At 63.8% G+C, this 25,718-nt stretch carries 22 protein-coding genes; 9 read left to right on the plus strand and 13 right to left on the minus strand.

The window, feature by feature from the left end:
- Positions 1-35 precede the first annotated feature (35 nt).
- The gene (locus tag ACP7BZ_RS20620; RefSeq protein WP_426116653.1) at positions 36-950 is read right to left on the minus strand and encodes a DMT family transporter; all 915 of its coding nucleotides are present in this window, start codon (positions 948-950) and stop codon (positions 36-38) included.
- Between the two features lie 134 nt (positions 951-1,084).
- Between ACP7BZ_RS20620 and ACP7BZ_RS20625 the strand changes: the two genes are divergently transcribed.
- The 3 genes from ACP7BZ_RS20625 to ACP7BZ_RS20635 all read left to right on the plus strand — a co-directional run bounded on the left by ACP7BZ_RS20625 (position 1,085) and on the right by ACP7BZ_RS20635 (position 2,777).
- On the plus strand, positions 1,085-1,582 hold the full coding sequence (locus tag ACP7BZ_RS20625; protein WP_426116655.1) for a MarR family winged helix-turn-helix transcriptional regulator: 498 nt from the start codon (positions 1,085-1,087) through the stop codon (positions 1,580-1,582).
- Entirely contained in the window at positions 1,579-1,860 is a 282-nt protein-coding gene (locus ACP7BZ_RS20630) for a hypothetical protein (protein ID WP_426116657.1), read from the plus strand. The genes ACP7BZ_RS20625 and ACP7BZ_RS20630 overlap by 4 nt, the downstream gene beginning before the upstream one ends.
- An 83-nt stretch (positions 1,861-1,943) precedes the next feature.
- Positions 1,944-2,777, plus strand: a complete 834-nt coding sequence (locus ACP7BZ_RS20635; protein WP_426116659.1) for an HDOD domain-containing protein — start codon at positions 1,944-1,946, stop codon at positions 2,775-2,777.
- Positions 2,778-3,007: 230 nt separating this feature from the next.
- Here the strand turns inward: ACP7BZ_RS20635 and secF are convergent, their stop codons facing one another.
- From secF to queA, 5 genes are all read right to left on the minus strand, one after another.
- The gene (gene secF, locus ACP7BZ_RS20640; RefSeq protein ID WP_426116660.1) at positions 3,008-4,021 is read right to left on the minus strand and encodes a protein translocase subunit SecF; all 1,014 of its coding nucleotides are present in this window, start codon (positions 4,019-4,021) and stop codon (positions 3,008-3,010) included.
- A gap of 21 nt (positions 4,022-4,042) precedes the next feature.
- Positions 4,043-5,917, minus strand: a complete 1,875-nt coding sequence (secD, locus tag ACP7BZ_RS20645; RefSeq protein WP_426116662.1) for a protein translocase subunit SecD — start codon at positions 5,915-5,917, stop codon at positions 4,043-4,045.
- An 82-nt stretch (positions 5,918-5,999) separates the two neighbouring features.
- Positions 6,000-6,344, minus strand: a complete 345-nt coding sequence (gene yajC / locus ACP7BZ_RS20650) for a preprotein translocase subunit YajC (RefSeq protein WP_426116664.1) — start codon at positions 6,342-6,344, stop codon at positions 6,000-6,002.
- Between the two features lie 119 nt (positions 6,345-6,463).
- Complete coding sequence (tgt, locus tag ACP7BZ_RS20655; RefSeq protein ID WP_426116666.1) at positions 6,464-7,603, minus strand: tRNA guanosine(34) transglycosylase Tgt; 1,140 nt, start codon at positions 7,601-7,603, stop codon at positions 6,464-6,466.
- Positions 7,596-8,645, minus strand: a complete 1,050-nt coding sequence (gene queA / locus ACP7BZ_RS20660) for a tRNA preQ1(34) S-adenosylmethionine ribosyltransferase-isomerase QueA (protein WP_426116668.1) — start codon at positions 8,643-8,645, stop codon at positions 7,596-7,598. The genes tgt and queA overlap by 8 nt, the downstream gene beginning before the upstream one ends.
- Before the next feature lie 173 nt (positions 8,646-8,818).
- On the opposite strand from queA, the gene recG reads away from it, so the two are divergent.
- The gene (gene recG / locus ACP7BZ_RS20665; protein ID WP_426116670.1) at positions 8,819-10,918 is read left to right on the plus strand and encodes an ATP-dependent DNA helicase RecG; all 2,100 of its coding nucleotides are present in this window, start codon (positions 8,819-8,821) and stop codon (positions 10,916-10,918) included.
- A gap of 98 nt (positions 10,919-11,016) precedes the next feature.
- Positions 11,017-11,769, plus strand: a complete 753-nt coding sequence (locus ACP7BZ_RS20670) for a hypothetical protein (RefSeq protein WP_426116672.1) — start codon at positions 11,017-11,019, stop codon at positions 11,767-11,769.
- Between the two features lie 150 nt (positions 11,770-11,919).
- Here ACP7BZ_RS20670 and ACP7BZ_RS20675 read toward each other — a convergent pair whose 3' ends face one another.
- The 4 genes from ACP7BZ_RS20675 to ACP7BZ_RS20690 all read right to left on the minus strand — a co-directional run bounded on the left by ACP7BZ_RS20675 (position 11,920) and on the right by ACP7BZ_RS20690 (position 15,585).
- Complete coding sequence (locus ACP7BZ_RS20675) at positions 11,920-12,906, minus strand: Gfo/Idh/MocA family protein (protein WP_426116674.1); 987 nt, start codon at positions 12,904-12,906, stop codon at positions 11,920-11,922.
- Positions 12,907-12,937: 31 nt separating this feature from the next.
- Positions 12,938-13,735 (minus strand): DUF3025 domain-containing protein, encoded by a 798-nt coding sequence (locus ACP7BZ_RS20680; protein WP_426116676.1) that lies wholly within the window; start codon positions 13,733-13,735, stop codon positions 12,938-12,940.
- Positions 13,736-13,738: 3 nt separating this feature from the next.
- Positions 13,739-14,785, minus strand: a complete 1,047-nt coding sequence (gene pyrC, locus ACP7BZ_RS20685; RefSeq protein ID WP_426116678.1) for a dihydroorotase — start codon at positions 14,783-14,785, stop codon at positions 13,739-13,741.
- A gap of 74 nt (positions 14,786-14,859) precedes the next feature.
- Positions 14,860-15,585: an amino acid ABC transporter ATP-binding protein gene (locus ACP7BZ_RS20690; RefSeq protein WP_426116680.1), complete on the minus strand. Its 726-nt coding sequence runs from the start codon at positions 15,583-15,585 to the stop codon at positions 14,860-14,862.
- Positions 15,586-15,781: 196 nt separating this feature from the next.
- Here ACP7BZ_RS20690 and ACP7BZ_RS20695 point away from each other — a divergent pair, with 196 nt between their 5' ends.
- Positions 15,782-17,047 carry a dicarboxylate/amino acid:cation symporter gene (locus ACP7BZ_RS20695; protein ID WP_426116682.1) on the plus strand — a complete coding sequence of 422 codons (1,266 nt, stop codon included), beginning with the start codon at positions 15,782-15,784 and terminating at the stop codon, positions 17,045-17,047.
- 89 nt (positions 17,048-17,136) lie between these two features.
- Complete coding sequence (locus ACP7BZ_RS20700) at positions 17,137-18,234, plus strand: type II asparaginase (protein ID WP_426116684.1); 1,098 nt, start codon at positions 17,137-17,139, stop codon at positions 18,232-18,234.
- On the opposite strand, the gene ACP7BZ_RS20705 is transcribed toward ACP7BZ_RS20700, so the two are convergent.
- The gene (locus tag ACP7BZ_RS20705; protein WP_426116686.1) at positions 18,222-20,114 is read right to left on the minus strand and encodes an ABCB family ABC transporter ATP-binding protein/permease; all 1,893 of its coding nucleotides are present in this window, start codon (positions 20,112-20,114) and stop codon (positions 18,222-18,224) included. The two genes, ACP7BZ_RS20700 and ACP7BZ_RS20705, sit on opposite strands and share 13 nt — an antisense overlap.
- A gap of 63 nt (positions 20,115-20,177) precedes the next feature.
- Between ACP7BZ_RS20705 and ACP7BZ_RS20710 the strand changes: the two genes are divergently transcribed.
- Both ACP7BZ_RS20710 and ACP7BZ_RS20715 read left to right on the plus strand, forming a co-directional pair.
- Positions 20,178-20,642 (plus strand): acyl-CoA thioesterase, encoded by a 465-nt coding sequence (locus ACP7BZ_RS20710; RefSeq protein ID WP_426116688.1) that lies wholly within the window; start codon positions 20,178-20,180, stop codon positions 20,640-20,642.
- On the plus strand, positions 20,639-22,183 hold the full coding sequence (locus ACP7BZ_RS20715; RefSeq protein ID WP_426116690.1) for an alkaline phosphatase D family protein: 1,545 nt from the start codon (positions 20,639-20,641) through the stop codon (positions 22,181-22,183). Before ACP7BZ_RS20710 ends, ACP7BZ_RS20715 begins: the two co-directional genes overlap by 4 nt.
- Position 22,184: 1 nt before the next feature.
- Here the strand turns inward: ACP7BZ_RS20715 and ACP7BZ_RS20720 are convergent, their stop codons facing one another.
- Both ACP7BZ_RS20720 and ACP7BZ_RS20725 read right to left on the minus strand, forming a co-directional pair.
- The gene (locus ACP7BZ_RS20720) at positions 22,185-23,864 is read right to left on the minus strand and encodes a long-chain-fatty-acid--CoA ligase (RefSeq protein WP_426116709.1); all 1,680 of its coding nucleotides are present in this window, start codon (positions 23,862-23,864) and stop codon (positions 22,185-22,187) included.
- Positions 23,865-23,998: 134 nt separating this feature from the next.
- On the minus strand, positions 23,999-25,696 hold the full coding sequence (locus ACP7BZ_RS20725; RefSeq protein ID WP_426116692.1) for a long-chain-fatty-acid--CoA ligase: 1,698 nt from the start codon (positions 25,694-25,696) through the stop codon (positions 23,999-24,001).
- Positions 25,697-25,718 lie beyond the last annotated feature (22 nt).

Consider the following 25,718-nt stretch of genomic DNA (forward strand, 5'->3'; position numbering starts at 1 on the left):
GCCGGCGGGGACGCGGCAGGCTCGGTGGACAAGTGTTACTCGGGCGCCAGCGCGGCGGCCGGGCGTGGCGCACCATTCCACTGGCTGACGATCATGCCGCCGATCAGCAACACGGCGCCCAGCCAGGCGCGCGAGCTCATCGTTTCAGCGAGCATGAAGTAAGCGAAAAACGCTGCTGCCGCCGGCTCGAACGAATAGATCACGGCCGCCTCGTTGGCCGTGGCGCGCGCCTGGCCCCAGCTTTGCAGCGAGATGATGGCGGCGGTGGCCACCACTCCCAGGTACACCAGATTGAAGGTGTATTTGCCCAGGCCCTGGCCGATATAGTCCCAGTAATTGGCAAAGTCCGCGCCGGCGTCGATGCTGGTGCGCGGCACTTCGCGCGCCAGCAGCCAGATGGCGGCGCAGACGGCGACGGTGATGATTTGCGCCGCCGTCAGCGTCATCAGGCGCGAGGCGCGGCGGGTGCGGAAGGCCAGCATCTTGATATACACCGCAAAGGCGGTGGCGCTGGCCAGCGCATAGGTGTCGCCGCGGCCCCACGGCCCGCCATCCCAGCACAGCAAGGCCAGCCCGCTCAGCGCCAGCAGCAGGGCGGCGACGATGCGCTTTTCCGGCAGCTTGCCGGCGAGCAGGTCCAGCAGCGGCACGATCAGCACCGACAGGCCGCAAATGAAGGCGTTGCGATTCGAGCTGGTCAGCGCCAGCCCCTCGACCTGGAAGACGAAACAGAAAAACAGCAGCGCCCCCAGTAACAGCCCGGAAACCAGGTCGTCGCGCCCGGCTTTCCACAGGAATGGCGCGAGCAGCACGCCGGCAATGGCAAAGCGCAGGAAAATGATCCACTGCGCTGAAAAATGCAGGGTCAACTCTTTCATGGCGGGAAAGGTGGTGCCCCACACCAGAGTGACCAGCAGCAGGGCAAGAATGCCCCGTAAAGTGTGCGTCATGAATTCTCTCGGCGTCAGTGCGGTTGACAGGTCGGGTGGCCAACTACGGCTGGCAATCTGCGTATGGTAACTGGGTCGGCGGCAAAACGCGAACCGGCGCCCCGCAACAGGCCGCCGGGATTTATAATCGGTCCATGGGGGAACGTTATTTAAGAAGTATCCGCCTGCTGGCCGAATGCCTGCAGGGTTTCGAGCGCTTTTCGGGCGAATCGGTGCGTCGCTGCGGGCTCACCCATCCGCAGTTCGACATCATCGCCACGCTCGGCAATACGCCCGGCATGAGTTACAAGCAGCTGGGCGAACGCACCCTCATTACCAAGGGCACCCTGACCGGCGTCATCGAGCGGCTCGAACAAAAGGGCCTGGTGGCGCGCTGCCGCAGCGGCGACGACAAGCGCTCGTTTTTCGTCAGCCTCACCGACGCCGGCGTGGCCCTGTTCGACCAGGCCTTTCCGGCCATGGTCAAGGACGGCAAGCGGGTGTTCGCCGGCTGGAGCGAGGCCGATTACGATACCCTCGACGCCATCCTCGGCAAATTCAAGGGCACCATTGCCAGCGCTGCTGTGGGCGCGGATGCTGGTGCCCCCGCCGCTGCTTCATTTTCTACTTTTATTGACAAGGACACCATTTGAAAACCGCCCTGCTCGACGGCATCACGCCAGCCAAGATTGACCAACAAATCATGGCCAACCTGCTGCTCAACATCGCTTCGGCCGACGAAGTGCGCCAGGAAAAACTGCTGATCGGTATACGCAACGAGGCGGGCCAGATTTACCGCCTGATCGGCGCCGCCAAGGCCAATAACTACACCAATGCGGTGGAAGAACTGGAAGACCTGGGCATGGTCGACGAACTGACCGACACCGATGGCACCGAAGAAGGCTGCGACGCCATTTTCAGCGGCGGCTAAGCGCTCCGGCGCTGGCGGTGTGGCTTTAATGCCACCAAGAAATTTAGCGCAGTTTGCCCGGAGAGCGAGAGTATAATTTTTCGATGGACCGACTCGACGCTTTCAAACTGATCGCCGCGCAAGCGCAACGTGGCGAGCTCAGTTTCCCCACCAATGTGGACGCCACGCTCAAGCTGCAGCGCGCGCTCAATAACCCCGAACTGCATGCCGACGCCGCCGCGCGCCTGGTGCAGGCCGAGCCGCTGCTGGCGGCCAGAACGGTGGCGATCGCCAACTCCGTCACCTACAACCGCTCCGGCAAGGCGGTCACCACGGTGCGCGCAGCGGTGCAGTTGATCGGCTTTCGGGTGTTGCAGGCGCTGGCGGCGGCGGTGATCGTGCGCCAGCTCGACAGCAAGATCACCGACCCCAAGCTGCGCGCCAAGGCCGACCAGCTGTGGAAACATTCCGCTCACGTGGCGGCGCTGTCGCAGTTAATCGCCAGGCGCATCAGCAAGGTTGACCCGGAAACGGCGCTGTTTGCCGGCATCGTTCATGAAATCGGCGGGTTTTATTTGTTGTCGCGCGCCAGTGAATTTCCTGGTCTGCTAGATGGCGAGCCGGAAGAATGGATCGAGTACGGCGAAAGCGCCATCGGCCGCGGCGTGCTGGCCAAGCTGGGGGTGCCGGCGCCCGTGATGGAAGCGATCGAAGCGATGTGGGTCGGCTTGCGCGCGCTGCCGCCGGAAACCCTGGGCGACACCCTGATGCTGGCTGACGACCTGGCGCCACTCGACTCCCCCTTGCACGTGCGCGCCGGCGCCACCACCCGGCAGTCGGCCGTGACGGTCGACTTTGTCATCGGCGAAGGCTCGCTGGCCGACATCCTGCAGGAAGCCAAGGATGAAGTGGCCAGTCTGACGGCGGCGCTGTTTTAGATCACTGCCGCCGGCAGGCAAAAAAATGCCCGCTCTCGAGAGAGCGGGCCAAAGTCCAAAACTAGGGATGTCCTGAAAGAGACAGCTTGACTATAGGACGCTTGCGGCCAGCGCTCTGTGCGCCACTCAACACATAAATCATTACATCTTAAAAATTAGTAAGTAACTCTTGCGCTCGCGCATAAACAAGGCGCCTCACTGCAGGCGCCTTGTGTGCTTTGCCCGGACGCTTACACCACCGCGCCGTCGGTCTCGTCTTTTTCCTTGACGGGCTTGATCAAGTCTTCGCGCTTGACGCCCAGCCACATGGCAATCGCGGCGGCGACGAACACCGACGAATAAATACCAAACAGGATACCGATGGTCAGGGCCACGGCAAAATAATGGAGGGTGGCGCCGCCGAAGAACAGCATCGACAGCACCATCATCTGGGTACAACCGTGGGTGATGATGGTGCGCGAGATGGTGCTGGTGATCGCACTGTCGATCACCTCGGTCACGCTGGCGCGGCGCTGCTTGCGGAAGTTTTCGCGGATGCGGTCGAAAATGACCACCGATTCGTTGACCGAATACCCCAGCACGGCGAGCACGGCGGCCAGCACGGTGAGCGAGAATTCCCACTGGAAGAAGGCGAAAAAGCCGAGGATGATGACGACGTCGTGCAGGTTGGCGACGATGGCGGCGACGGCAAATTTCCACTCGAAGCGGATGGCCAGATAAATCATCACGCCGACGATCACCATGATCAGCGCATTCAAGCCGTTTTGCGCCAGCTCTTCACCGACCTGCGGACCGACAAAATCTTTCGATTGCAGCGACAGCACCTCGGCACCGGCGGCATTCACGCACCCCTGTTTGGTGACAGGCTGGCCGTTGACCATGCTGGAAATCTGTTGCGGCGTGCCCGCTTCGGCCGCGCACAGGCTGGCAAACACGCGCGCCGAACCGTCGCCCTGCCCGCGCAGGGCGGGCAGGTTGACGATGATGTCCTGGGCGGTGCCGAAGCTGGTCACCACCGGCTGCTCATAGCCCAGCGCTTCGAGATTGTGGCGGATTTTTTCCTGCTCGGCCGCATGCGGGTAGCGCAGCTCCAGCTTGGTACCACCGGTAAATTCCACCGAGAAGTGCAAGGGTTTGTGCCACAAGAAAAATACGGCAGCGGCAAAGGTCAGGGCCGAAATCACGTTGAAAATCAACGCGTGGCGCATGAAGGGAATGTCGCGCTTGATCTTGAAAAATTCCATCTTGAATGTTCCTCTTCTCTATTACTTCTTGATGGACGTCACGCCGGGCGTCCACACAGTGCCGATGGCAATCTTGCCGAGCTTTTTCTGGCGGCCGTACCACAGGTTGACCACCCCGCGGGAGACAAACACGGCCGAGAACATCGAGGTCAGGATGCCCAGGCAGTGCACCACGGCGAAACCGCGCACGGCGCCGGAACCAAACACCAGCAGCGCCAGGCCGACGATCAGGGTGGTGACGTTGGAGTCGAGAATGGTGGCCCAGGCGCGGTCGAAACCGGCGGCAATCGCCGCCTGCGGGGCGGCGCCGCCGCGCAATTCTTCGCGGATACGCTCGTTGATCAGCACGTTGGCGTCGATCGCCATGCCCAGCGCCAGCGCGATCGCGGCAATACCGGGCAGGGTCAGCGTTGCCTGCAGCATCGACAGCAGCGACAGCAAGAACAGCAGGTTGCAGGCCAGCGCAATCACGCTGAACACGCCAAACAGCTGGTAATAGATGATCATGAAGATGGCAATCGCAATGAAGCCATACACCGTCGAATACAGACCCTTGGCGATGTTTTCGGCGCCCAGCTGGGGACCGACCACGCGCTCTTCGACAAACTCCATCGGCGCCGACAGCGCGCCCGAGCGCAGCAGCAGGGCCAGTTCGCTGGCCCGTTCGACCGAGCCCATATTGCTGATCTGGAAGCTGCTACCCAGTTCGCTCTGGATGGTCGCCACCGACACCAGCGAATACTTGCCCTTTTCCTTGAGCAAAATCGCCATCTTCTTGCCGATGCGCTCGCGGGTGGCTTCGCGCATCTTGCGGCCGCCATCGCCGTTCAGATCGATGCTCACGGCCGGTTGCTGGTTCTGGTCAAAACTGGCGCTGGCATTCGAAATGTATTCACCGGTGAGGACGATGTCCTTGTACAGCACGGCCGGGGCGGCCGGGCCGCTGGTAAACACTTCCGAGTTGAGGGGAATGGCGGCAGCCGTCTCGCTGCCCGGCAGCACGGTCTCGTCGACCATGCGCAGTTCCAGCGTGGCGGTGCGGCCAATGATGTCTTTGGCGCGGGCGACGTCCTGCACGCCCGGCAGCTGGATGACGATGCGGTCGGGACCCTGCTGCTGGATGATCGGTTCAGACACACCGAGCTCGTTGATCCGCTTCGACAAGGTGGTGATGTTTTGCTTGACGCCCTCTTCCACCGTGCGCGTGAGCGCCGCCGGCTTGAGGGTGACGACCAGTTTGAGGTCGCTGCCATCGGCGGCATCGGCAAAGGCCAGGTCGGCCATTTGCGCGCCCAGCACGGTGCGCGCCTGGTTGCGGGTAGCGGCGTCGCGGAATTTGACTTCCAGCGCATTGCCGACCCGTTCGATGCCGGCGTGGCGCACGTTCTTGTCGCGCAGGGTGCTGCGCACGCTCGACTGCAAGCCCTTGATCTTGTTTTCCAGCACAGCCTTGCCATCGACCTGCATCAGGAAGTGCACGCCACCGCGCAAGTCCAGGCCCAGGTTCATCGGCAGCGCGCGGATCGCTTGCATCCAGGCGGGGGTATTTTTGGCCAGGTTGACGGTGACGATGTAATCAGGGTCGGTGGCGTCGCGGTTAAGGTCGCGTTCGAGGGCCAGTTTGGCCTTGAACTGCGCATCGGTGCTGGCAAAGCGCACGCGCACCGAGGTCGAGGCGCCCTGGCCGTCGAGGGTGACGCGGTCAGGCGGAATGCCATCCTGCTTGAGCGCCTGGGCCACCTGGGCCGAGGTATCGCTGGTGATCTTGACAGTGGCCTTGCCGGTCGTCACTTGCAAGGCCGGCGATTCGCCGAAGTAATTGGGCGCCGTGTACAGCGCGCCCATCAGCAGCGCGAGGGCGATCAGGAGGTATTTCCAGAGAGGATAGCGATTCATAGTGTTCCAGCGTCAAGCAGGTTGGCAGACAGGCAGACCGGTGCCGGCGCGCAGGAAGGCGCACCGGCACGATGTCGCATGCTTACAGCGACTTCAGGGTGCCCTTTGGCAGCAGCGTCGTGATGGCCGATTTTTGCACCACGATCTCGGTGTTAATCGCCACCTCGATGGTGACGTAACCGTTCTCGCTGACCTTGGCGACCTTGCCCAGCATGCCGCCCGACGTGACGACTTCATCGCCCTTGGCCAGCGCATCCATCATCGAACGCTGTTCCTTGGCGCGCTTTTGCTGGGGGCGGATCATCAAGAAATACATGACCACGAACATCAGCACCAGCGGTGCGAACGTCGTCAGATTGCCCATCATGCCAGGATCGGCGGCGGTACCAGCCGTGGTGGCTTGTGCATAAGCATTGGAAATGAACACGTTTACTCCAGTTATCGTTGTGACTTGGTTAAAAAAGCAGCGCTGTATTCTAGCATTGGCAAGAAGGGCGTAGCACTTCTTCAAGGTGGGCACGCGATTTGCCAATGCAAGCGACATATTTACACGCCGCGCGCCCGGTCGGCGTTAAATTGCAGGCGGAACGCCTGAAAGCGGTCGCCATCGATGGCGTCGCGCATTTCCTGCATGATTTTCAGGTAATAGTGCAGATTATGAATGGTGTTCAGACGGGCGCCTAAAATTTCCTTCGAGCGATGCAGGTGGTGCAAATAGGCGCGCGAAAAATTCTGGCAGCAGTAGCAGCTGCAACTCTCGTCGAGCGGCGCGGCATCGTCCTTGTAGCGGGCGTTCTTGATTTTGACGTCGCCGAAGCGGGTAAACAGCCAGCCATTTCTGGCGTTGCGGGTCGGCATGACGCAATCGAACATATCGATGCCATTGGCCACCCCGGCCACCAGGTCTTCCGGCGTGCCGACGCCCATCAGGTAATGGGGCTTGTTGGCCGGCAAGCGCGGGCCGACGTGGGCCAGCATGCGCATCATGTCTTCCTTCGGCTCGCCCACCGACAGGCCGCCGATGGCGATGCCGGGGAAATTGATTTCTTCCAGGCCGGCCAGCGATTCATCGCGTAAATTTTCAAACATGCCGCCCTGGACGATGCCGAACAGTGCATTTGGATTGCCGCCCGCGGTAAATTCGTTCATCGAGCGCTGGGCCCAGCGCAGCGACATGCGCATCGACTTGGCGGCCTCTTCGCTGGTGGCGGGGCGGCCATCGATTTCGTAGGGCGTGCATTCATCGAACTGCATGACGATGTCGGAATTGAGCGACTTTTGGATCTGCATCGAAATTTCCGGCGACAAAAATAACTTGCTGCCATCGATGGGCGAAGCGAACTTCACGCCCTCCTCGGTGATCTTGCGCATGGCGCCCAGCGAAAACACCTGGAAACCGCCGGAATCGGTGAGGATCGGCTTTTGCCAGCCCATAAAACCATGCAAGCCGCCAAACTTGTCGAGCACGGCGGTGCCCGGACGCAGCCACAGGTGAAAGGTGTTGCCGAGGATGATTTGCGCATCGATCTCGTTCAATTCGAGCGGCGACATGGCCTTGACCGAACCATAGGTGCCAACCGGCATGAAAATCGGCGTCTCGACGATGCCGTGGTTGAGTTTCAGGCGACCGCGGCGGGCGTGCGACAGGCCACTGCTGTCGGTTTTAAGCAGGGTAAATTCAAGCATGGGCAACTTTATCGGTAACTGCAAGGGAGGTGGTCGTGAGCAGCATGGCGTCGCCATAGCTGAAAAAACGGTAGCCGCTGGCGATGGCGTGGGCATACGCCGCGCGAATCTGCTGGTAGCCGGCAAATGCCGACACCAGCATCAACAGGGTCGATTTGGGCAGGTGAAAATTGGTGATCAGGCGGCTCACCGTGTGAAAGGTGTAGCCGGGGGTGATGAACAGCGCGGTGTCGGCGCTGCCGGCGACCAGCTGGCCGCTTTGCGAGGCCGATTCGAGCGCGCGCAGACTGGTGGTGCCGACGGCGACGACGGCGCGGCCGACCGCCTGCGCCGCCTGCACGGCGTCGACGGTCGCTTGCGGCACCGTGTACCACTCGGTGTGCATGTGGTGATCGGCCAGCTGTTCGACCCGCACTGGCTGGAAGGTGCCGGCGCCCACGTGCAGCGTCACGTAGGCAAAACGCACGCCCTTCGCTGCCAGCGCGGCCAGCACGGCGTCGTCGAAATGCAGGCCGGCGGTGGGCGCCGCCACCGCACCGGGCGCTTTCGAATACACGGTTTGATAGCGCTGCTCGTCGAAAGCGTCGGCAGTGTGATCGATATACGGCGGCAGCGGCAGGCGGCCGTGCGCCTCGATCAGCTCGAATACATCGGCCTCGAAGGTGAGCGTAAAAAATTCGCCGGCGCGTTCGCCCACGGTGACGTCGAAGGCGTCGGCCAGGCGCATGCGGTTACCCGGCTTGGGCGACTTCGAGGCACGCACCTGGGCCAGCACGGTGCGCTCGTCTAACACCCGCTCGACCAGCACCTCGACCTGGCCACCGGAGGCCTTGACGCCAAAAAAGCGCGCCTTTAATACGCGCGTGTCGTTCATCACCAAGAGGTCGCCGGCATGCAGCTGGCCGACGATGTCGGCGAACTGGCGGTCGATGATGGTGTCGCCGTCGAGGTGCAGCAGGCGCGAGGCGCTGCGTTCGGCCAGCGGGGTCTGGGCGATGCGCTCTGGCGGCAGGTCGAAATCAAAATCGGAAAGGCTGTACATGGAGGTCGTTATTTAAAAAAGGGGGCCGGCACGGTCACACGGCTGCTGGTAGGACGCACAGGCGGGGCTCACGCGCTTTACAATAGGCGCATTGCGATCAATACCGCGGCAAACGCGCCAGGCAACCTTCTATTTTACGCCACTTGCCCTGCGAGTTGGCCTTCCCGCCATCCATGCCATCGATAAAACCGGCCGTGAAGCCAGCAGTGAACCCGGCAGCGAAGCCCGCCGCCAAGCCAAAAGCGCCGCCAGCATCGACCGCCACCAGGCTGGCCCGGCTGGGCCTGCGCTCGGACATGGACCTGGTGCTGCACCTGCCGATGCGCTACGAAGATGAAACCATCGTCGTGCCGATCCGCGAAGCGTGCCTGCGCGGCGGCCACGTGTCGCAGGTCGAAGGCATCGTCACCAAGAACGAAATCAGCTTCAAGCCGCGCCGCCAGCTATTGGTGACGATCGCCGACGCCAGCGGCGATCTGCTGCTGCGCTTCATGAATTTTTACGGCAGCCAGGTGCGCCAGCTGGCCGAGGGCACGCGGGTGCGCGCGCGCGCTGAACTCAAACACGGCTTTTTCGGCGCCGAGATGGTCCACCCGATCTACAAGGTGGTCAACGAAGGGGCGCCGCTGCCGACCGTGCTCACGCCGGTCTACCCGTCCGGCGAAGGGCTCTCGCAAACGATGTTACGGCGCGCGATTATGGAGGCGATGGGCCGCATCGACTGGACCGATACCCTGCCGGCGGCGCTGCTGCAGTCGCTGCAGCTGGCGCAGTTCGAGCAGTCGGTGCGGCTGCTGCACGCGCCGCCGCAAGACATCGACGACGATGCGCTGATGGACCGCTCGCACCCGGCCTGGGTGCGCATGAAGTTCGATGAACTGCTGGCCCAGCAGCTGTCCCTCAAACGCGCCCAGCGGGCGCGCCGCGCCAAGGGGGCGCCGGTGATCAAGACGGTCGGCACCCTCACCGCGGCGTTTGCCAACGTGCTGCCATTTACCCTCACTGGCGCGCAGGCGCGCGTGCTCGACGAAATCCGTTTCGACTTGCGCCAGCCGTATCCCATGCAGCGCCTGCTGCAGGGCGATGTCGGCAGCGGCAAGACGGTGGTGGCGGCGCTGGCCGCCGCCCAGGCCATCGATAGCGGCTACCAGGCGGCGCTGATGGCGCCCACTGAAATCCTCGCCGACCAGCACTTTAGAAAAATCGCCGGCTGGATGGAGCCGCTGGGAGTGAAGGTGGTGTGGTTGACGGGCAGCCTGAAAAAAAAGGACAAGCTGGCCACCACCGCACTGGTCGAATCGGGCGAGGCGCAGCTGGTGATCGGCACCCATGCGCTGATCCAGGACAGCGTCAGCTTCGCCCGACTGGGACTGGTGATCGTCGACGAGCAGCACCGCTTCGGCGTCGGCCAGCGCCTGACCCTGCGCAACAAGGGCAGCAATGGCAAGACCCCGCACCAGCTGATGATGTCGGCCACGCCGATCCCGCGCACGCTGGCGATGACGTATTACGCCGACCTCGAGGTGTCCGTCATCGACGAGCTGCCACCGGGACGCAGCCCGATCGTCACCCGCGCCATCGACCAGAATCGCCGCGACGAAGTGATCGAGCGGGTCCACGCCGCCGCCCTCGAAGGGCGCCAGGTGTACTGGGTGTGCCCGCTGATCGAAGAATCCGAAGCACTGCAGCTGCAGACGGCCACCGACACCCACGCCATGCTGGCCGAGGCACTGCCGGACTTGCAGGTGGGGCTGGTGCACGGCCGCCTCAAGCCGGCCGAAAAGCAGGCCGTGATGGATGCGTTTACCGCCAATGCCGTGCAGGTGCTGGTGGCCACCACCGTCATCGAGGTGGGCGTCGATGTGCCGAACGCCTCGCTGATGGTGATCGAACACGCCGAGCGCTTCGGCCTGTCGCAGCTGCACCAGCTGCGCGGGCGGGTTGGACGCGGTTCGGCGGCCAGCGTCTGCCTGCTGCTGTACCAAAGCCCGCTGGGCGGCATCGCCAAGCAGCGCTTGATGACCATGCGCGAAACCACCGACGGCTTTGAAATCGCCCGCCGCGACCTGGAAATTCGCGGCCCCGGCGAATTTCTCGGCGCCCGCCAGTCGGGCCAGGCGATGCTGCGCTTTGCCGACCTGGAAACCGACCAGTGGCTGGTCGAACAGGCCAAGCAGGTCGCCACCGACCTGCTGCACCGCCACGACGGCGCCATCGTCGAAGCCCACCTGGCGCGCTGGCTGGGCGGCAAAGAAGAGTTTTTGAAGGTGTGATGGGGCCCGACAATTAATGAGGTCGTAGTTACAATTGAATAGTTTTCAAGCAGAAATTTTCAATACACTGGACGGCCCCTTACCTGATCTTTATTCCCATGCCAGTGCTCGGTCTCGGACTGCACGTCCTCGTCGCCCTCTTCTTTGCCATCCACGCGCTGCGCTCGGGCCGCGAGCTGTACTGGCTGGTAATCCTGTTCATGTTTCCGCTGCTGGGCAGCGTGGTGTATTTCGCCGTGGTGTTCCTGCCTGACGCCAGGCTGCAGCGCGGCCTGCGCCGCGCCGGCGCCGTCATTGACCGCGCCGTGCAGCCGGGCCGCGCGGTGCGCGAGGCGCGCGCCGCCGTTGAATTGACACCGACGGCGGCCAACCAGGTGCGACTGGCGCGCCAGTTGCTCGAGGGCGGTGGCGCCGCCCAGATCGCCGAAGCGGTGGCCCTGTATGACGCCTGCCTGCAGGGCCCGTTCGCCGCCGATGCCGAAATCGGCCTGGGCGCTGCCCGCGCGCGCCTGGCGCATGGCCAGACCCACGAAGCGATCGCCCTGCTGGCCAGCGTGCGCGCGGCGCAGCCGGGCTTTCGTCCGGAGCAGGTGGGGCTGGTGCTGGCCGAAGCCTATACGCAGGCTGGCCGCGACGCGGAGGCGGGCGACGAGTACCAGTTTTTGGTCAGCCGCTTCGGCAGCATTGAGGCGCGCGCCGGCCTGGCGTTATGGGCGCTGCAAAACGGCCGCCGCGATCTGGTCGAGCGCGAACTGGCTGAACTGACGCTGGTGCGCCGCCATATGAACAGGCACACGAAAAGTCAGTATCAGGGGCTGTTTCAGCGGCTTGATGCGGCGGCGGGCAAATAGGACTGGTCAGGTGAGGGCAAATGGGAGCGGCACCCTGCGCTGCCAGCGTGGCCCGGCCAGTCCCCCCTACAGACGCCTGCAGCCGGGAGACTGGCGCGAAGTCGCCTGTCCCCTTGGTTCACTCAACGCTACGAGCCGCGCGCCGTCAAATCAATGGTCAGCCGCGTAGCGCAAGCCAATCTGGCCGCGAATATCGTCCATCACCCCCATCAGCGCCAGCGTGTCATCGAGCGTCATGCCGGGGCTCTCCAGCAGGCCGGCCTGCCAGCAGCGCTGCGCCTCGACGATCTCGTGCACATAGCCATTGCCCAGATAGGGCGTGGGTAGTTGGTAAGCACTGCCGTCGGTGAGCGTGACGTTGATGCTGGTGGCGCAGTGAAAGCGGCTGTTCATGCGTACCTGTCCCAGCGGACCGGCGATGGTCAGCTCGCACGGCGTGACGGCCGTGAGCGAACAGGCGCACACCGACATGGCGCCATTGGCGTGCTTGAGGGTGAAGGCGGTTTGCAGGTCGACCCCGGTCGGTCCCATGTCGGCACTGGCGACGACGCTGTGCACGGGCCCCAGCAAGGCGGTGGCGATCGACAGCGGATAGATGCCCAGGTCGAGCAGGGCGCCGCCGCCGAGCGCATGGTTGATGACGCGGTGGGCCGGATCGGTGGGGGCGACAAAACCAAAATCGGCCGACAGCTGGGTCGGCGTGCCGATGGTGCCGGCGTCGACCAGGCGGCGCACTGCCGCCAGCGCCGGCATGAAGCGGGTCCACATCGCTTCCATCAAAAACAGCCCGCGCGCGCGCGCGGCCGCCACCACCAGTTCGGCTTCGCGGCGGTTGACCGTAAACGCTTTTTCGCACAGCACACCCTTGCCGGCGGCCAGCGCCATCAGGGCGTTCTCGGCATGCATGGGGTGCGGCGTGCCGATGTAGACCAGGTCAATGTCTGCAGCGTCGACCAGTGCCTGGTAGCTGTCGAAACTGGCGGCCACGCCAAATTCGGCGGCGAAGGCGGCCGCTTTGGCGCCGTCGCGCGAAGCGACCGCAGCCAGCACGGCGCCGGGGGTTTGCTGCAGCCCTTGCGCAAAGGTGCGGGCGATTTTTCCAGTGCCGAGGATGCCCCAGCGTACGTGTTCGGTCATGTTGACTCCTTCGCTTGTCAGTGGTCTGTGATCAATGGCGGGCTGGCCGGAATACGCCGGCGTCGTGATAAAAGTCGGCGTCCTGCTGCGGCCACCAGCCGGGCACGCCCAGCACTGGCAGCGGGGTATAACAGGCGGTACTCAACGGCTCGTCGGCCAGCACCTGCGCCTGCTGGGCGTCGAGCCAGGCGCGCTGATCGGCCGCGCTGGCCTCAAAATAGCCATCGTCCGCCACCACCACGCGGGTGTGCGCGGTGATCGCCTTCCTCGGCGCCACCAGCTTTTCCATCAGCGCGTGGCCGAACAGCCACAGCTGGGCGTCCGCGCCGAACTGGGCGCGCCGCTCGACGAAGGCTTCGTGCCAGCGGTGCGCGCGCAGGGCGTCGACCAGGGCGCGCGCGGCGGCGCTGTCGCGCACCACCAGCAGGGCGCAGTTTTCATCAAAGATGGTGGCGGCGTCACGCGCCGGTCCGCGTGACTTGCCGACGCCGGCGACGGCAATCTGCGCCGCCTGCAGCGCATTGAGCTGCTGCTTGATGCGCGGGAAGGTCAGCCACACCAGCGCATTAAAATAGTCGTGCAGGTTCGCGCGCGTGGGCACGCAGCCGGTGGCGCCAATGAACGCCTCGTAGGCTTGTCCGGCAGGCAGATCGGCCTGCGCCACGAAGCGGACCGGCAGGCCGGCGGCATTGCGCAGCTGTAGGGCGGCGGCGGCGCGGTTGAGGGCCGTATGCAGATTTGCCGGCGCCTCTGACAGCGGCCCCACCTGCAGGCACGCCGGCCGCACGCTGGCATACCACGGCCGCTGCCAATCGATGACGTCAAACACGCCTTACAGCATTTTCCAGTTGATCTGCTCGCCGGCATTGAGCGGTACCACGGCCGCCTCGGCCAGTGGCACGGTGGCCGGCACGGTCCAGCTCTCGCGCACCAGGGTGATGGTCTCTTCGTTACGCGGCAGTTCATAAAAGTCGGCGCCATGAAAACTGGCGAAGCCTTCGAGCTTGTCGAGCGCACCGGCCCGTTCGAACGCCTCGGTGTAGAGCTCCATGGCGTGCAGGGCGGTGTAGCAGCCGGCGCAGCCGCACGCCGCTTCCTTGGCGCCGGCGGCATGCGGGGCCGAGTCGGTGCCGAGGAAAAAGCGCTCGTCACCGCTGGTGGCGGCGGTCATCAGCGCCAGCCGGTGTTCTTCGCGCTTGAGCACGGGCAGGCAGTAGTAATGGGGACGGATGCCACCCTTGAACATCTCGTTGCGATTGTAGAGCAGGTGGTGGGCGGTGATGGTGGCGGCAATCGGCCCCTCGGCCTCGGCCACGTACTGCGCCGCATCCTTGGTGGTGATGTGCTCGAAGACGATTTTCAGGGCGGGCATGTCGCGCCGCAGCGGCCGCATGACGCGCTCGATGAACACCGCTTCGCGATCGAACAGGTCGATGTCGCCATCGGTGACTTCGCCGTGCACCAGGAAGGGCATGCCCAGCTCCTGCATCACTTCGAGCGTTTTATAACAACGCGCCAGGTCGGTGACACCGGCGGCCGAGTTGGTGGTGGCGCCGGCCGGGTACAGCTTGACGGCGTGGACCACGCCGCTGTCGTGGGCGCGGCGGATTTCGTCGGCGGCGGTGTCGTTCGTCAGGTACAGCGTCATCAGGGGCTCGAACGCCATCCCGGCCGGCAGCGCCGCCAGGATGCGCGCGCGGTAGGCCTGCGCCTGCGCGGTGGTGGTGACCGGCGGCTTCAGGTTGGGCATGACGATGGCGCGGGCGAACTGGCGGGCGCTGTGCGGCAGCACGCTGGCCAGGGTGGCGCCGTCACGCAGGTGCAGGTGCCAGTCGTCGGGACGGGTGATGGTCAGCGTGGTAGGGGCAGTGAAGGACATGGCAGCTTTCAAAAAACGGTTGCCTGCATTTTACTCCGGCACAGCGAACCATCAGCCGACAATATACGGCCGGCTCAATCGAGAATGCGCGCCAAAAATTCGCGCGCGCGGGGCGAGGCCGGTGCCGTGAAAAACGCCTCGGTGGCGGCTTCCTCGACGATCCTGCCGTGGTCCATGAAAATGACGCGATCGGCCACCTTGCGGGCAAAGCCCATTTCGTGGGTCACCACCATCATGGTCATGCCATCCTGCGCCAGCCCGACCATGACGTCGAGTACCTCCTTGATCATTTCCGGATCGAGCGCGGAAGTGGGCTCGTCGAACAGCATGGCCACCGGGTCCATCGCCAGCGCGCGGGCGATCGCCACGCGCTGCTGCTGGCCGCCAGACAGCTGGGCGGGAAATTTGTCCTGCTGGTCCAGCAGGCCTACCCGATCGAGATACTTCAGACCATTGGCGGTGGCTTCTTCTTCGCTGCGCTTTAATACCTTCACCTGCGCCAGCGTCAGGTTCTGGCGCACGCTCAGGTGCGGGAACAGTTCGAAATTCTGGAACACCATGCCAATGCGGGCGCGCAGCGTTGACAGGGCGGTGGCGGGGTCGCCAACGACCACCCCATCGACCGTGATGCGCCCCTGCTGATACGGTTCGAGACCGTTGACCGTCTTGATCAGGGTCGATTTACCGGAGCCGGACGGACCGCACACCACCACCACGTCGCCACGGGCGACGGCACTGCTGCAGTCGTCGAGCACCTGAAAGGCACCATACCATTTGCTGACATTATTCAGTTCGATCATCGTTACCGGCTTCCTGAGGAGGGTTCGCTTGACAGCGTCTGGAATGCTTAGGATACTGCGGATCTTGTATTTATCACCAATTTTCACGGTGATCAAGTGCGTCGGCCGGCAGATTTTATTGAATCCTCACCCCCATGTCCGCCGCCGCCGGCGCACAATCGCCCGTATGCATTGACCCTTTCACAGGAAGCGCCCCATGAACAATCGCAACCGCCTGACCATTTATATCCTGATCGGGCTCGCGCTCGGGATCGTGGCTGGCTACTTCGTCAACGCCAACATGGCGCAACCGGCCACCTTTGCCGACAACATGAGCCTGGTGACCACCCTGTTCCTGCGCCTGATTAAAATGATCATCGCACCACTGGTGTTTTCCACCCTGGTGGTCGGCATTGCGCGCATGGGCGACGCCCGCGAAGTGGGCCGTATCGGCATCAAGGCGCTGGGCTGGTTCGTCATCGCGTCGGTCATCTCGCTCACCCTCGGCCTGGTGCTGGTGAACCTGTTCCGTCCGGGCGATGCCTTCCATGCGGCCAACCAGCTGCCCGCCATTGGCACCGCCTCCGGCATCGTCACCAGCGGCCTGACCCTGAAAGAATTCATCACCCACCTGGTGCCCACCTCGATCGCCGACGGCATGGCGAAAAACGAGATCCTGCAGATCGTGATTTTCTCGCTGTTCTTCGGTAGCGCCGCCGCTGCCGTGGGCGAACGCGCCAAGCCGCTGATCGACGCCATCGACGGCATCGCCCACATCATGCTCAAGGTGACCGGCTATGTGATGAACTTCGCGCCGTATGCGGTGTTTGCGGCCGTCTCCGGCATCGTCGCCAAGAGCGGCCTGGGGGTCCTCAAAACCTACGGCATCTTCATGGGCGAGTTTTACTTCGGTATCGCTCTGCTGTGGCTGGTGCTGACCTTCATCGGCTTCCTGTTCCTGGGACCGCGCGTGCTGCGCCTGCTGGCCGAGCTGCGCGAACCGACCCTGCTGGCATTTTCCACCGCGTCGTCGGAAGCGGCGTTCCCGAAAACCCTCGAAGGGCTCGAGCGCTTCGGCGTCAAGAACCGCATCGCCGCCTTCGTGCTGCCGATCGGTTACTCGTTCAACCTCGATGGCTCGATGATGTACTGCACCTTCGCCACCGTCTTCATCGCCCAGGCCTACGGCATCGAAATGTCGCTGGGCTCGCAGATCACCATGATGCTGGTGCTGATGCTGACCTCGAAGGGCATGGCTGGCGTGCCGCGCGCTTCGCTGGTGGTGATCGCCGCCACCCTGGCGCAGTTTAATATTCCCGAAGCCGGCTTGCTGCTGCTGCTGGGGATCGACCACTTCCTCGACATGGCACGTTCGGCCACCAACGTCATCGGCAATGGTATCGCCACTGCGGTGGTCGCCAAGTGGGAGGGTGAACTGACCCAGCCTACCCACAAGGACCTGGCCACCGCTGCGCTGCCGTAACGGGCGACGCCGCAGCATCTGCGTATCTCGGGCTTTCCAGCGATGGAAAGCCCTTTTTTGATGTCCCCTGATTTTTACACGGAGTGCCCATGCACCAGCCAAAACGCCGTCTCCTGCTCGCCGCGGGCGCCTCGCTCTCGCTTTCGCTGTTACTGCCCGGCGCCAGCGTCAGCGCGCAGGCAGCACCGGCCACAAGCCTGCCCAACGTCGTCATCCTCGCCACCGGCGGTACCATCGCCGGCACCGGCGCCACCTCCACCACCACGGTCGGTTACACCGCCGCCACCGTCGGCGTGCAAAGCCTGATCCAGGCGGTGCCGGAACTGGCCAAGGTGGCCAGGGTCACCGGCGAGCAGGTATTCCAGATCGCCAGCGAGAACATGAGCAACGAGCACTGGCTGACCCTGGCCAAGCGCGTCAATGTCCTGCTGGCGCAGCCGAATGTCGATGGCCTCGTCATCACCCATGGCACCGATACCTTAGAGGAGACGGCGTATTTCCTCGACCTGGTAGTCAAAAGCAAAAAGCCGGTCGTGCTGGTGGGCGCCATGCGGCCGTCGACGGCGCTGTCGGCCGATGGCCCCATCAATCTGTACAACGCGGTGCTGCTGGCAGCGAGCGCGGACGCCGCCGGCAAGGGCGTGCTGGTGGTGATGAACGACCAGATCCAGGCGGCGCGCGAGGTCACCAAGACCAATACCTCCACCCTCGACGCCTTCCGCACGCCGGAACTGGGCATGCTCGGCTATATCCAGGGCAGCAAGGCCTTCTTTTATCGCCAGTCGACCCGCAAGCACACCCTCGAGACCGAGTTCGACGTTTCCAGTCTGACTGCGCTGCCGATGGTGGAAATCGTCTACGGCTATGCCAACGTCGGTCCGGTGGCGGTCGACGCCTTTGTCGCTGCCGGTGCCAAGGGCATCATCCATGCCGGCGTGGGCGACGGCAGCCTGGCCGCCAAAGTGCTGCCCGCGCTGAAGGCGGCGCGCCAGAAGGGCGCTATCGTGGTGCGGGCCAGCCGCGTCGGCCAGGGCATCCTGGCCCGAAATGGCGAAGCCAATGACGATGAACTCGACTTCGTCGCCGCCGACACCCTCAACCCGCAAAAGGCGCGCATCCTGTTGATGCTGGCGCTGACCAAAACCACCAGCACCAGGGACATTCAGCGCATGTTTTATACGTATTGAAGGGGTGCAGCGGGCTCGGTGGGCGCAATAGCCGCTATGGGCTCGGCGGGCGAGGCGGGCAGCTCGTCCACCCTCGCCTGCTGGCGCTGCCACATCTGCGCATACAGGCCATCTTCGGCCAGCAGCGCCTGGTGGGTGCCACGCTCGACGATGCGGCCATGGTCGAGTACCAGGATCTGCTCGGCGTCGGCCACCGTCGACAGGCGGTGGGCGATCACCAGGGTGGTGCGGTTCTTCGCAATCTCCTTGAGCTGGGCCTGGATGGCCTGCTCGGCACGCGAGTCGAGCGCCGAGGTCGCCTCATCAAAAATCAGGAGCGCCGGGTCTTTCAATAGCGTGCGGGCGATCGCCACCCGCTGCTTTTCGCCACCCGACAGTTTCAAACCGCGCTCACCGACCATGGTGGCGTAACCATCGGGCAGGCTGTCGATAAAATCGTGGATCGAGGCGGCGCGCGCGGCGGCGACGATGTCGGCCTTGCTGGCGCCCGGCTTGCCGTAGGCGATGTTGTACTCGATGGTATCGTTGAACAGCACCGTATCCTGCGGCACGATGCCGATCGCCGCGCGCAGCGACTCCTGGGTGACGTTGCGGATATCCTGCCCGTCGATGGTGATGGCGCCGGCGTTGACATCATAAAAGCGAAACAGCAGGCGCGACATGGTCGACTTGCCCGAACCGCTGTGGCCCACCACCGCCGTGGTGGTGCCGGCGGCGATGCTAAAGTCGACATCAAATAAAATCTGGCGCTTCGCTTCATAACTGAACTGCACGTGGCGGAACTCGACGCGCGCACCGCCTGCTGCCAGGCTGGTGGCGCCGGCGCTGTCGGCCACTTCGCGGTTCTGGTCCAGCAGCGCAAACAGGCGCTCCATGTCGGCCAGGCTTTGCTTGATTTCGCGGTAGATCACGCCGAGAAAATTGAGGGGGATGTACAGCTGGATCATGAAGGCATTGACCAGCACCAGGTCGCCCAGGCTCATGCTGCCGTCGATGACGCCGGCGGTGGCGCGCCATAGAATCAGGGTGACGGCCGTGGCGATGATCAGCGACTGCCCCGTGTTGAGCACCGACAGCGAGGTTTGCGACTTGACGGCAGCATTTTCAAAAGTCTGCAAGCCCTCGTCATAGCGCGACGCTTCGTAGCGCTCGTTGCCAAAGTATTTGACCGTCTCGTAATTGATCAGCGAGTCGATGGCCTTGGTGCTGGCCTTCGATTCGAGCTCGTTCATGGTGCGCCTGAAGTGCGTGCGCCAGTTCGTCACCAGCACGGTAAAGGTGATGTAGCTGACCAGGGCGACGGCGGTGATGATGCTGAACCAGCGGTCGTACTTAACGATCAGGTAAGAGAGCACCAGGGTGATCTCGACCAGGGTGGGCAGAATATTAAACAGGGTGTATGAAATGAGCGAGCTGACGCCGCGGGTGCCCCGTTCGATATCGCGCGTCATGCCGCCGGTCTGGCGGTTCAGGTGAAAGCGCAGCGACAGATTGTGCAGGTGGCGAAACACCTGCAGCGCAATGGTGCGCACGGCGCGCTGGGTGACGCGGGCAAACAGGAATTCGCGCAGTTCCGTAAACACCGTCGTCGACAGGCGCAGCGCGCCATACGCCAGCAGCACGCCCAGCGGCAGCACCATCAGCGCCTTGGGGTGACTGGGGCTGATACTGAGCGCATCGATGAGCTGCTTCATGACCACCGGGATACCGACGTTGGCGACCTTGGCGCCGATCAGGCAGCCCAGCGCTGCCAGCACCCGCCATTTGTAGACCCACAGGTAAGGCAGCAGGGTCTTGATGGTCGACCAGTCGCTGCGCCCGGCGGCGGCGGGGGCGGTGGCAGGGGAAGAGACGGCGGGAGAGGCGGACGACGGGCGCATGGCGGAGCTTTGGCTTTTGTGGTTCAATTCGGGTCGATTGTAGCCCCTTCACGGATATTGACGATGACCACGCCCGATGTAGCACCCGCCAGCCCCCTGCCAACCACCATCGCACCGGGCCTGCCCGTCGGTAAAATGCCACAATTGCGGGTGATGCCGGCGCCGTCCGACGCCAATGTGTACGGCGACGTCTTCGGCGGCTGGATCATGGCGCAGGTCGATATCGCCGGTTCACTGCCGGCCACCCGCCGCGCCAATGGCCGCGTTGCCACCATCGCCGTCAATTCCTTCCTGTTCAAGCATCCCGTGTTTGTCGGCGACCTGCTGTCGTTTTACGCCGACATCGTCAAGGTGGGCACTACCTCGATCACCGTGTACGTCGAGGTGTACGCCGAGCGCAACCGCCTGCAGGCCGACATCGTCAAGGTCACCGAAGCGACCCTCACCTACGTCGCCACCGGCGACGACCGCAAGCCGCGCGCCCTGCCCCCACTCGAATCGTTGATCAGCAGCCCGCACCAGCCATGAGCGAAGCGCGCCGCATTTTTTTAAGGAATGCGGCGCAGCTGGCGGCGCTGGCCGCCATCCCCGGCCTGGGCGGCACGGCCAGCGCGGGCGCGGGCTACCCGTTTAGTTTGGGCGTCGCCTCCGGCTCGCCACTGCCCGATGCGGTGGTGTTATGGACCCGCATTCTCGCCGATCCCCTCAATGCGAGCGTGCTGCCGCTGGCCTACGCGGTGCGCTGGGAAGTGGCCGACGATGCCGCATTTAGCCGCATCGCCGCCAAGGGCAGTGCCAGCGCGCTGCCGGCCCTGGCACACAGCGTGCACGTCGACGTGCGCGGCTTGCGCCCGGGCCGCTGGTACTGGTACCGCTTCATGCTCGGTGACGCCGTCAGCCCGATCGGCCGCACCCGCACCGCACCCGCTGCCGCCGAGCTGCCGTCCCTGCTGAAACTGGCGGTGGCGTCGTGCCAGCACTGGGAATTCGGCAGCTACGCGGCGCACCGTCAGATCGCCGCCGCCGCCCCCGACCTTGTGGCCTTTTTGGGCGATTATATTTATGAGTGGGGGCCGTACCGCCTGCATCACCCCGACAAGGCAGTGCGCAGCGACGAGTCGTTCACGCTCGCCCATTACCGCGCCCGCTACGCACAATATAAAAGCGACCGCGATCTGCAGGCAGCCCACCACGCCGCGCCATGGATCGTCACCTGGGACGACCACGAAGTGGTCAACGATTACACCGGCGACGTCGATGCCGGCGGCCTGGCCGGCTTTGCGGCACGCCGCGCCGCCGCCTACCAGGCGTTTTATGAGCACATGCCGATCCGCCTGGCGGCCGGCAGCGACCCCAGCCGTTTTAGCATGTTCCAGCGCTATGACTGGGGCCGGCTGGCGCGCTTTCACGTGCTCGACGACCGCCAGTACCGCGCACCGCACGCCTGCGCCGTCAGCACCACCACGCTGCGCGAGTGCGCGGCACTGGCGGCAGCGTCGCGCAGCATGCTGGGACGGGAGCAGGAAGCGTGGCTGCAACAGGGACTGGGATCGTCAGGGGCGCGCTGGAATATCCTGGCCCAGCAAACGCTGATGGCGCAAGCGAGTCAGGTAAACATCGTCAAGCCGGGCGCCGGCCGCTTCTGGACCGATGGCTGGGATGGTTATCCGGCCGCGCGCCGGCGCCTGTTCGATCTGCTGGCGCGGTCGCGCGCCGCCAATCCGCTGGTGCTGTCGGGCGACGTTCACAGTTTTTTTGCGGCCCAGTTGCGGCGCGATTTCGACCGCCCCGTATCGAACGCCAATCCGCTGCTGGCGGCCGAGTTTTGCGGCACCTCGATCACCTCGTCGAGCAGGCCGCAGGCACGCACCGATCAAATGGTCGCCGCCAATCCGCACATCGCGTATGGTCGCAGCGACCGCCGCGGTTTTATGTTGCTGGCAGTGACACCGGCCGCCACAAGCGCCAGTTTTATTGGCCTCGACAACGTCCATGATGCCGCCAGCGCCGCCACCACGCTGGCGCGCTTTGCGGTGACGGCGGGCAGCGCCCGCATCGCTACCGTCTGATTTAGGCGGGCGTGGTGTCGCGCAGTTCGCGCCGCAGGATCTTGCCGACATTGGTCTTCGGCAGATCGTTCCTGAACTCGACGAACTTCGGCCGCTTGTAGCCAGTGAGCTGATCGCGGCAGTAGTCGAGCACGGCTTCCTTGGTGAGCGCAGCATCGCGCTTGACGATGAACAGCTTGACCGCTTCGCCCGAATTGCTGTCGGGGACACCGACGCAGGCCACTTCGAGTACTTGCGGCATCGACGACACCACCGCCTCCACCTCGTTCGGATACACATTAAAGCCGGAGACGAGAATCATGTCCTTCTTGCGGTCGACGATGCGGGTGCTGCCATCGGCTTCCATGATGCCGATGTCGCCGGTGCGGAAGAAACCGTCCGAGGTCATCGCCTTGAGCGTTTCATCGGCGCGGTTCCAGTAGCCGGCCATCACCTGCGGGCCGCGGATGGCGATCTCGCCGCGCTCGCCCAGCGCCACTTCGATGCCGTCATCGTCGAGGATGCGCACTTCGGTCGAGGGCAGCGGCAGGCCGATGGTGCCGGTAAAGCGGGTGATGTCGCAGCGGTTGGCGGTGGCCACCGGCGAAGTCTCCGACAGGCCATAGCCTTCGACGATGGGGGTGCCGGTCACCTTGAGCCACTTGTCGGCCACCGCCTGCTGCACGGCCATGCCGCCGCCATTGCAGACGCGGTAGCTGGAAAAATCGAGCTTGGCAAATTCGGGATTGTTGAGCAGGCCGTTGTACAGCGTGTTCACGGCCGGGAAAATATTGATGCGGTACTTGGCCAGCTGCTTGACGAAGCCGGCCATGTCGCGCGGGTTGGGAATCAACAGGTTCAGACCGCCTAGGCGGATGCCCATCAGCGCGCACACGGTCAGCGCGTAGATGTGGTACAGCGGCAGCGCGCAGGCGAACTGCAGCTGCTGGCCGGCCGGCAGCGTCGACAGCGTGGGGGTGAGCCACGCTTCGTTTTGCAGCACATTGGCGATCACATTACGGTGCAGCAGCACGGCGCCTTTCGACACCCCGGTGGTGCCGCCGGTGTACTGCAGGAAGGCGATGTCGTCGTGGCCGATGCTCACTGGACTAAAATTGAGGCGAGCGCCCTCGCCGATCACCTGCTTGAACGACAGCGCACCCGGCAGGCTAAACACCGGCACCAGCTTTTTGACCTTGCGTACCACCAGGTTGACGATGGCGCCCTTGACGGTGCCCAGCAAATCGCCCATGGTGGCGACGATGACGTGCTTGACGGGCGTTTTGGCGAGTACGTGTTCGACCGTGGTGGCGAAGTTTTCCAGCACGACGATGGCCTCGGCGCCCGAGTCGGTCAGCTGGTGTTCCAGTTCGCGCGCGGTGTACAGCGGATTGACGTTGACGATCACATAGCCGGCGCGCAGGGCGGCCGCCATCGCCACCGGATACTGCAGCACATTGGGCATCATCAGGGCCACGCGGGCGCCCTGCTTGAGGCCCTTCGATTGCAGCCAGGCGGCCATCTTGCGCGACATGGCATCGAGTTCGGCGTAGCTGATGGACTTGTCCATGCAGGCAAAGGCGGGGCGCGCCGCATGCCGCACGAAGGCATCTTCGAGCATGTGGGTGAGCGACCGGTACTGCGTCGGGTCGATCTCCGCCGGCACGCCGGGCTGGTACGATTTAAGCCAAAATTTGTCCATCATGCCTCGTCTACAAAACTCTATAAATAGTAAAACTGCGCTCGCAACACCACGCTGACGAGCACGATAAAAAACGCCCGGCGACCGGGCGTGGCAACAGGCGGCAGCGGCGCCGCCCAGCCCGTGCTCCTGCGCTAAGCGGCCTGTTTGGTCACCGCCGGCACTTCGTCGCGCAATACGCGGCGCAGGATCTTGCCGACGTTGGTCTTGGGCAGATCGTCGCGGAACTCGATGTACTTCGGCTTTTTGTAGCCGGTCAGCTGCTCCTTGCAATAGTCCATCAGCTGCTCCTTGGTCAGCGCCGGGTCTTTGCGCACCACGAACACTTTGACTGCTTCGCCCGAGTGCTCGTCGGGCACGCCGATGACGGCGCATTCGAGCACGCCCGGATGGGCGGCAATCACCCCTTCGAGTTCGTTCGGATAGACGTTAAAGCCCGACACCAAAATCATGTCCTTCTTGCGGTCGACAATTTTAACCGCACCGCTGGCATCCATGACGCCGACGTCACCCGATTTGAAGAAGCCGTCGGCCGTCATGACCTTGGCCGTTTCGTCCGGACGGTTCCAGTAGCCGGCCATCACCTGCGGGCCGCGGATGGCGATTTCGCCCCGTTCGCCCAGTGGCAGCGGCGCGCCGTCGTCGTCGAGAATGGCGACATCGGTCGACGGTACCGGCAGTCCGATATTGCCGGAGAAGCCGTCCATATTGGCGCGGTTGCAGGTGGCCACGGGCGAGGTTTCAGACAGACCGTAGCCTTCGATGATGGAGACGCCGGTAATCGCTTTCCACTTGTCGTTGACTGCCTGCTGCACCGCCATGCCGCCACCGTTGGCGATCTTCAGGCCGGAAAAATCGACGGCAGCGAAATCGGGATGATTGACCAGCGCGTTGTAGAGCGTATTCACCGCCGGCAGCATGTTGACCTTGTACTTGCGCAGCTCCTTGATGAAGCCACCGATGTCGCGCGGGTTGGGAATGAGGATGTTGAGCGCCCCGACCCGCATGCCCCACATGGCGCAGCAGGTCAGCGCGAAGATGTGGTACAGCGGCAGGGCGCAGACGATGGTGACCTGCTCGCCGGCGTGGTCGCCACCGAGCACGGGTGAGGACCAGGCCTCGGTCTGCAGCACGTTGGCGATGACGTTGCGGTGCGTGAGCGTGGCGCCCTTGGAGACACCGGTGGTACCGCCCGTGTACTGCAGAAAGGCGACGTCCTGCGGCGTGCTGGCCACTGGCGTGAACTGCATTTTCGCCCCTTGCGCCAGCATGTCCTTGAAACGCACGGTGTTCGGCAGGCTAAATTCCGGCACCATTTTTTTGACGTTGCGGACGACGAAATTGACGATAACGCCTTTTGCGCCGCCCAGCATCTCGCCCATGCTGGCGACGACGATGTGCTTGACGGGGGTGCGCGGCAGCACCTGCTGCAGGGTGTGCGCAAAATTTTCCAGTACCAGGATCGCTTCGCAGCCGGCGTCTGTCAGCTGGTGCTCCAGTTCGCGCGGCGTGTACAGGGGATTGACGTTGACGACGGTGTAACCGGCACGCAGAACGGCGGCGATGGCGATCGGGTACTGCAGCACGTTGGGCATCATGATGGCCACGCGCGCACCCTTTTGCATGCCACGGCTTTGCAGCCAGGCGGCGGCGCGACGCGAATAGTCATCGAGCTCGCCGTAAGTGAGGAACTTGTCCATGCACACGTAGGCATTGCGGGCGGCGTACTTGACGAAGGATTCGTCGAGCAGCTGCACGAGGGAGCGGTACTGGTCGGGATCAATCTCCGCCGGCACGCCTGGGGGATAAGACTTCAGCCATATTTTGTCCATCGGGTTGCCTTTGTCTCGTAAT

This window comes from Massilia sp. PWRC2, from assembly GCF_049896725.1.
Classification (GTDB): domain Bacteria; phylum Pseudomonadota; class Gammaproteobacteria; order Burkholderiales; family Burkholderiaceae_D; genus JAFCUW01.

Bases quoted from the DNA above. Each gene is read 5' to 3' on its own strand.
- ACP7BZ_RS20620 (WP_426116653.1), bottom strand. From the start codon at position 950: ATGACGCACACTTTACGGGGCATTCTTGCCCTGCTGCTGGTCACTCTG.
- ACP7BZ_RS20625 (WP_426116655.1), top strand. From the start codon at position 1,085: ATGGGGGAACGTTATTTAAGAAGTATCCGCCTGCTGGCCGAATGCCTG.
- ACP7BZ_RS20635 (WP_426116659.1), top strand. From the start codon at position 1,944: ATGGACCGACTCGACGCTTTCAAACTGATCGCCGCGCAAGCGCAACGT.
- secF (WP_426116660.1), bottom strand. From the start codon at position 4,021: ATGGAATTTTTCAAGATCAAGCGCGACATTCCCTTCATGCGCCACGCG.
- secD (WP_426116662.1), bottom strand. From the start codon at position 5,917: ATGAATCGCTATCCTCTCTGGAAATACCTCCTGATCGCCCTCGCGCTG.
- tgt (WP_426116666.1), bottom strand. From the start codon at position 7,603: ATGCTTGAATTTACCCTGCTTAAAACCGACAGCAGTGGCCTGTCGCAC.
- queA (WP_426116668.1), bottom strand. From the start codon at position 8,645: ATGTACAGCCTTTCCGATTTTGATTTCGACCTGCCGCCAGAGCGCATC.
- recG (WP_426116670.1), top strand. From the start codon at position 8,819: ATGCCATCGATAAAACCGGCCGTGAAGCCAGCAGTGAACCCGGCAGCG.
- ACP7BZ_RS20670 (WP_426116672.1), top strand. From the start codon at position 11,017: ATGCCAGTGCTCGGTCTCGGACTGCACGTCCTCGTCGCCCTCTTCTTT.
- ACP7BZ_RS20675 (WP_426116674.1), bottom strand. From the start codon at position 12,906: ATGACCGAACACGTACGCTGGGGCATCCTCGGCACTGGAAAAATCGCC.
- pyrC (WP_426116678.1), bottom strand. From the start codon at position 14,785: ATGTCCTTCACTGCCCCTACCACGCTGACCATCACCCGTCCCGACGAC.
- ACP7BZ_RS20690 (WP_426116680.1), bottom strand. From the start codon at position 15,585: ATGATCGAACTGAATAATGTCAGCAAATGGTATGGTGCCTTTCAGGTG.
- ACP7BZ_RS20695 (WP_426116682.1), top strand. From the start codon at position 15,782: ATGAACAATCGCAACCGCCTGACCATTTATATCCTGATCGGGCTCGCG.
- ACP7BZ_RS20700 (WP_426116684.1), top strand. From the start codon at position 17,137: ATGCACCAGCCAAAACGCCGTCTCCTGCTCGCCGCGGGCGCCTCGCTC.
- ACP7BZ_RS20705 (WP_426116686.1), bottom strand. From the start codon at position 20,114: ATGCGCCCGTCGTCCGCCTCTCCCGCCGTCTCTTCCCCTGCCACCGCC.
- ACP7BZ_RS20710 (WP_426116688.1), top strand. From the start codon at position 20,178: ATGACCACGCCCGATGTAGCACCCGCCAGCCCCCTGCCAACCACCATC.
- ACP7BZ_RS20715 (WP_426116690.1), top strand. From the start codon at position 20,639: ATGAGCGAAGCGCGCCGCATTTTTTTAAGGAATGCGGCGCAGCTGGCG.
- ACP7BZ_RS20720 (WP_426116709.1), bottom strand. From the start codon at position 23,864: ATGGACAAATTTTGGCTTAAATCGTACCAGCCCGGCGTGCCGGCGGAG.
- ACP7BZ_RS20725 (WP_426116692.1), bottom strand. From the start codon at position 25,696: ATGGACAAAATATGGCTGAAGTCTTATCCCCCAGGCGTGCCGGCGGAG.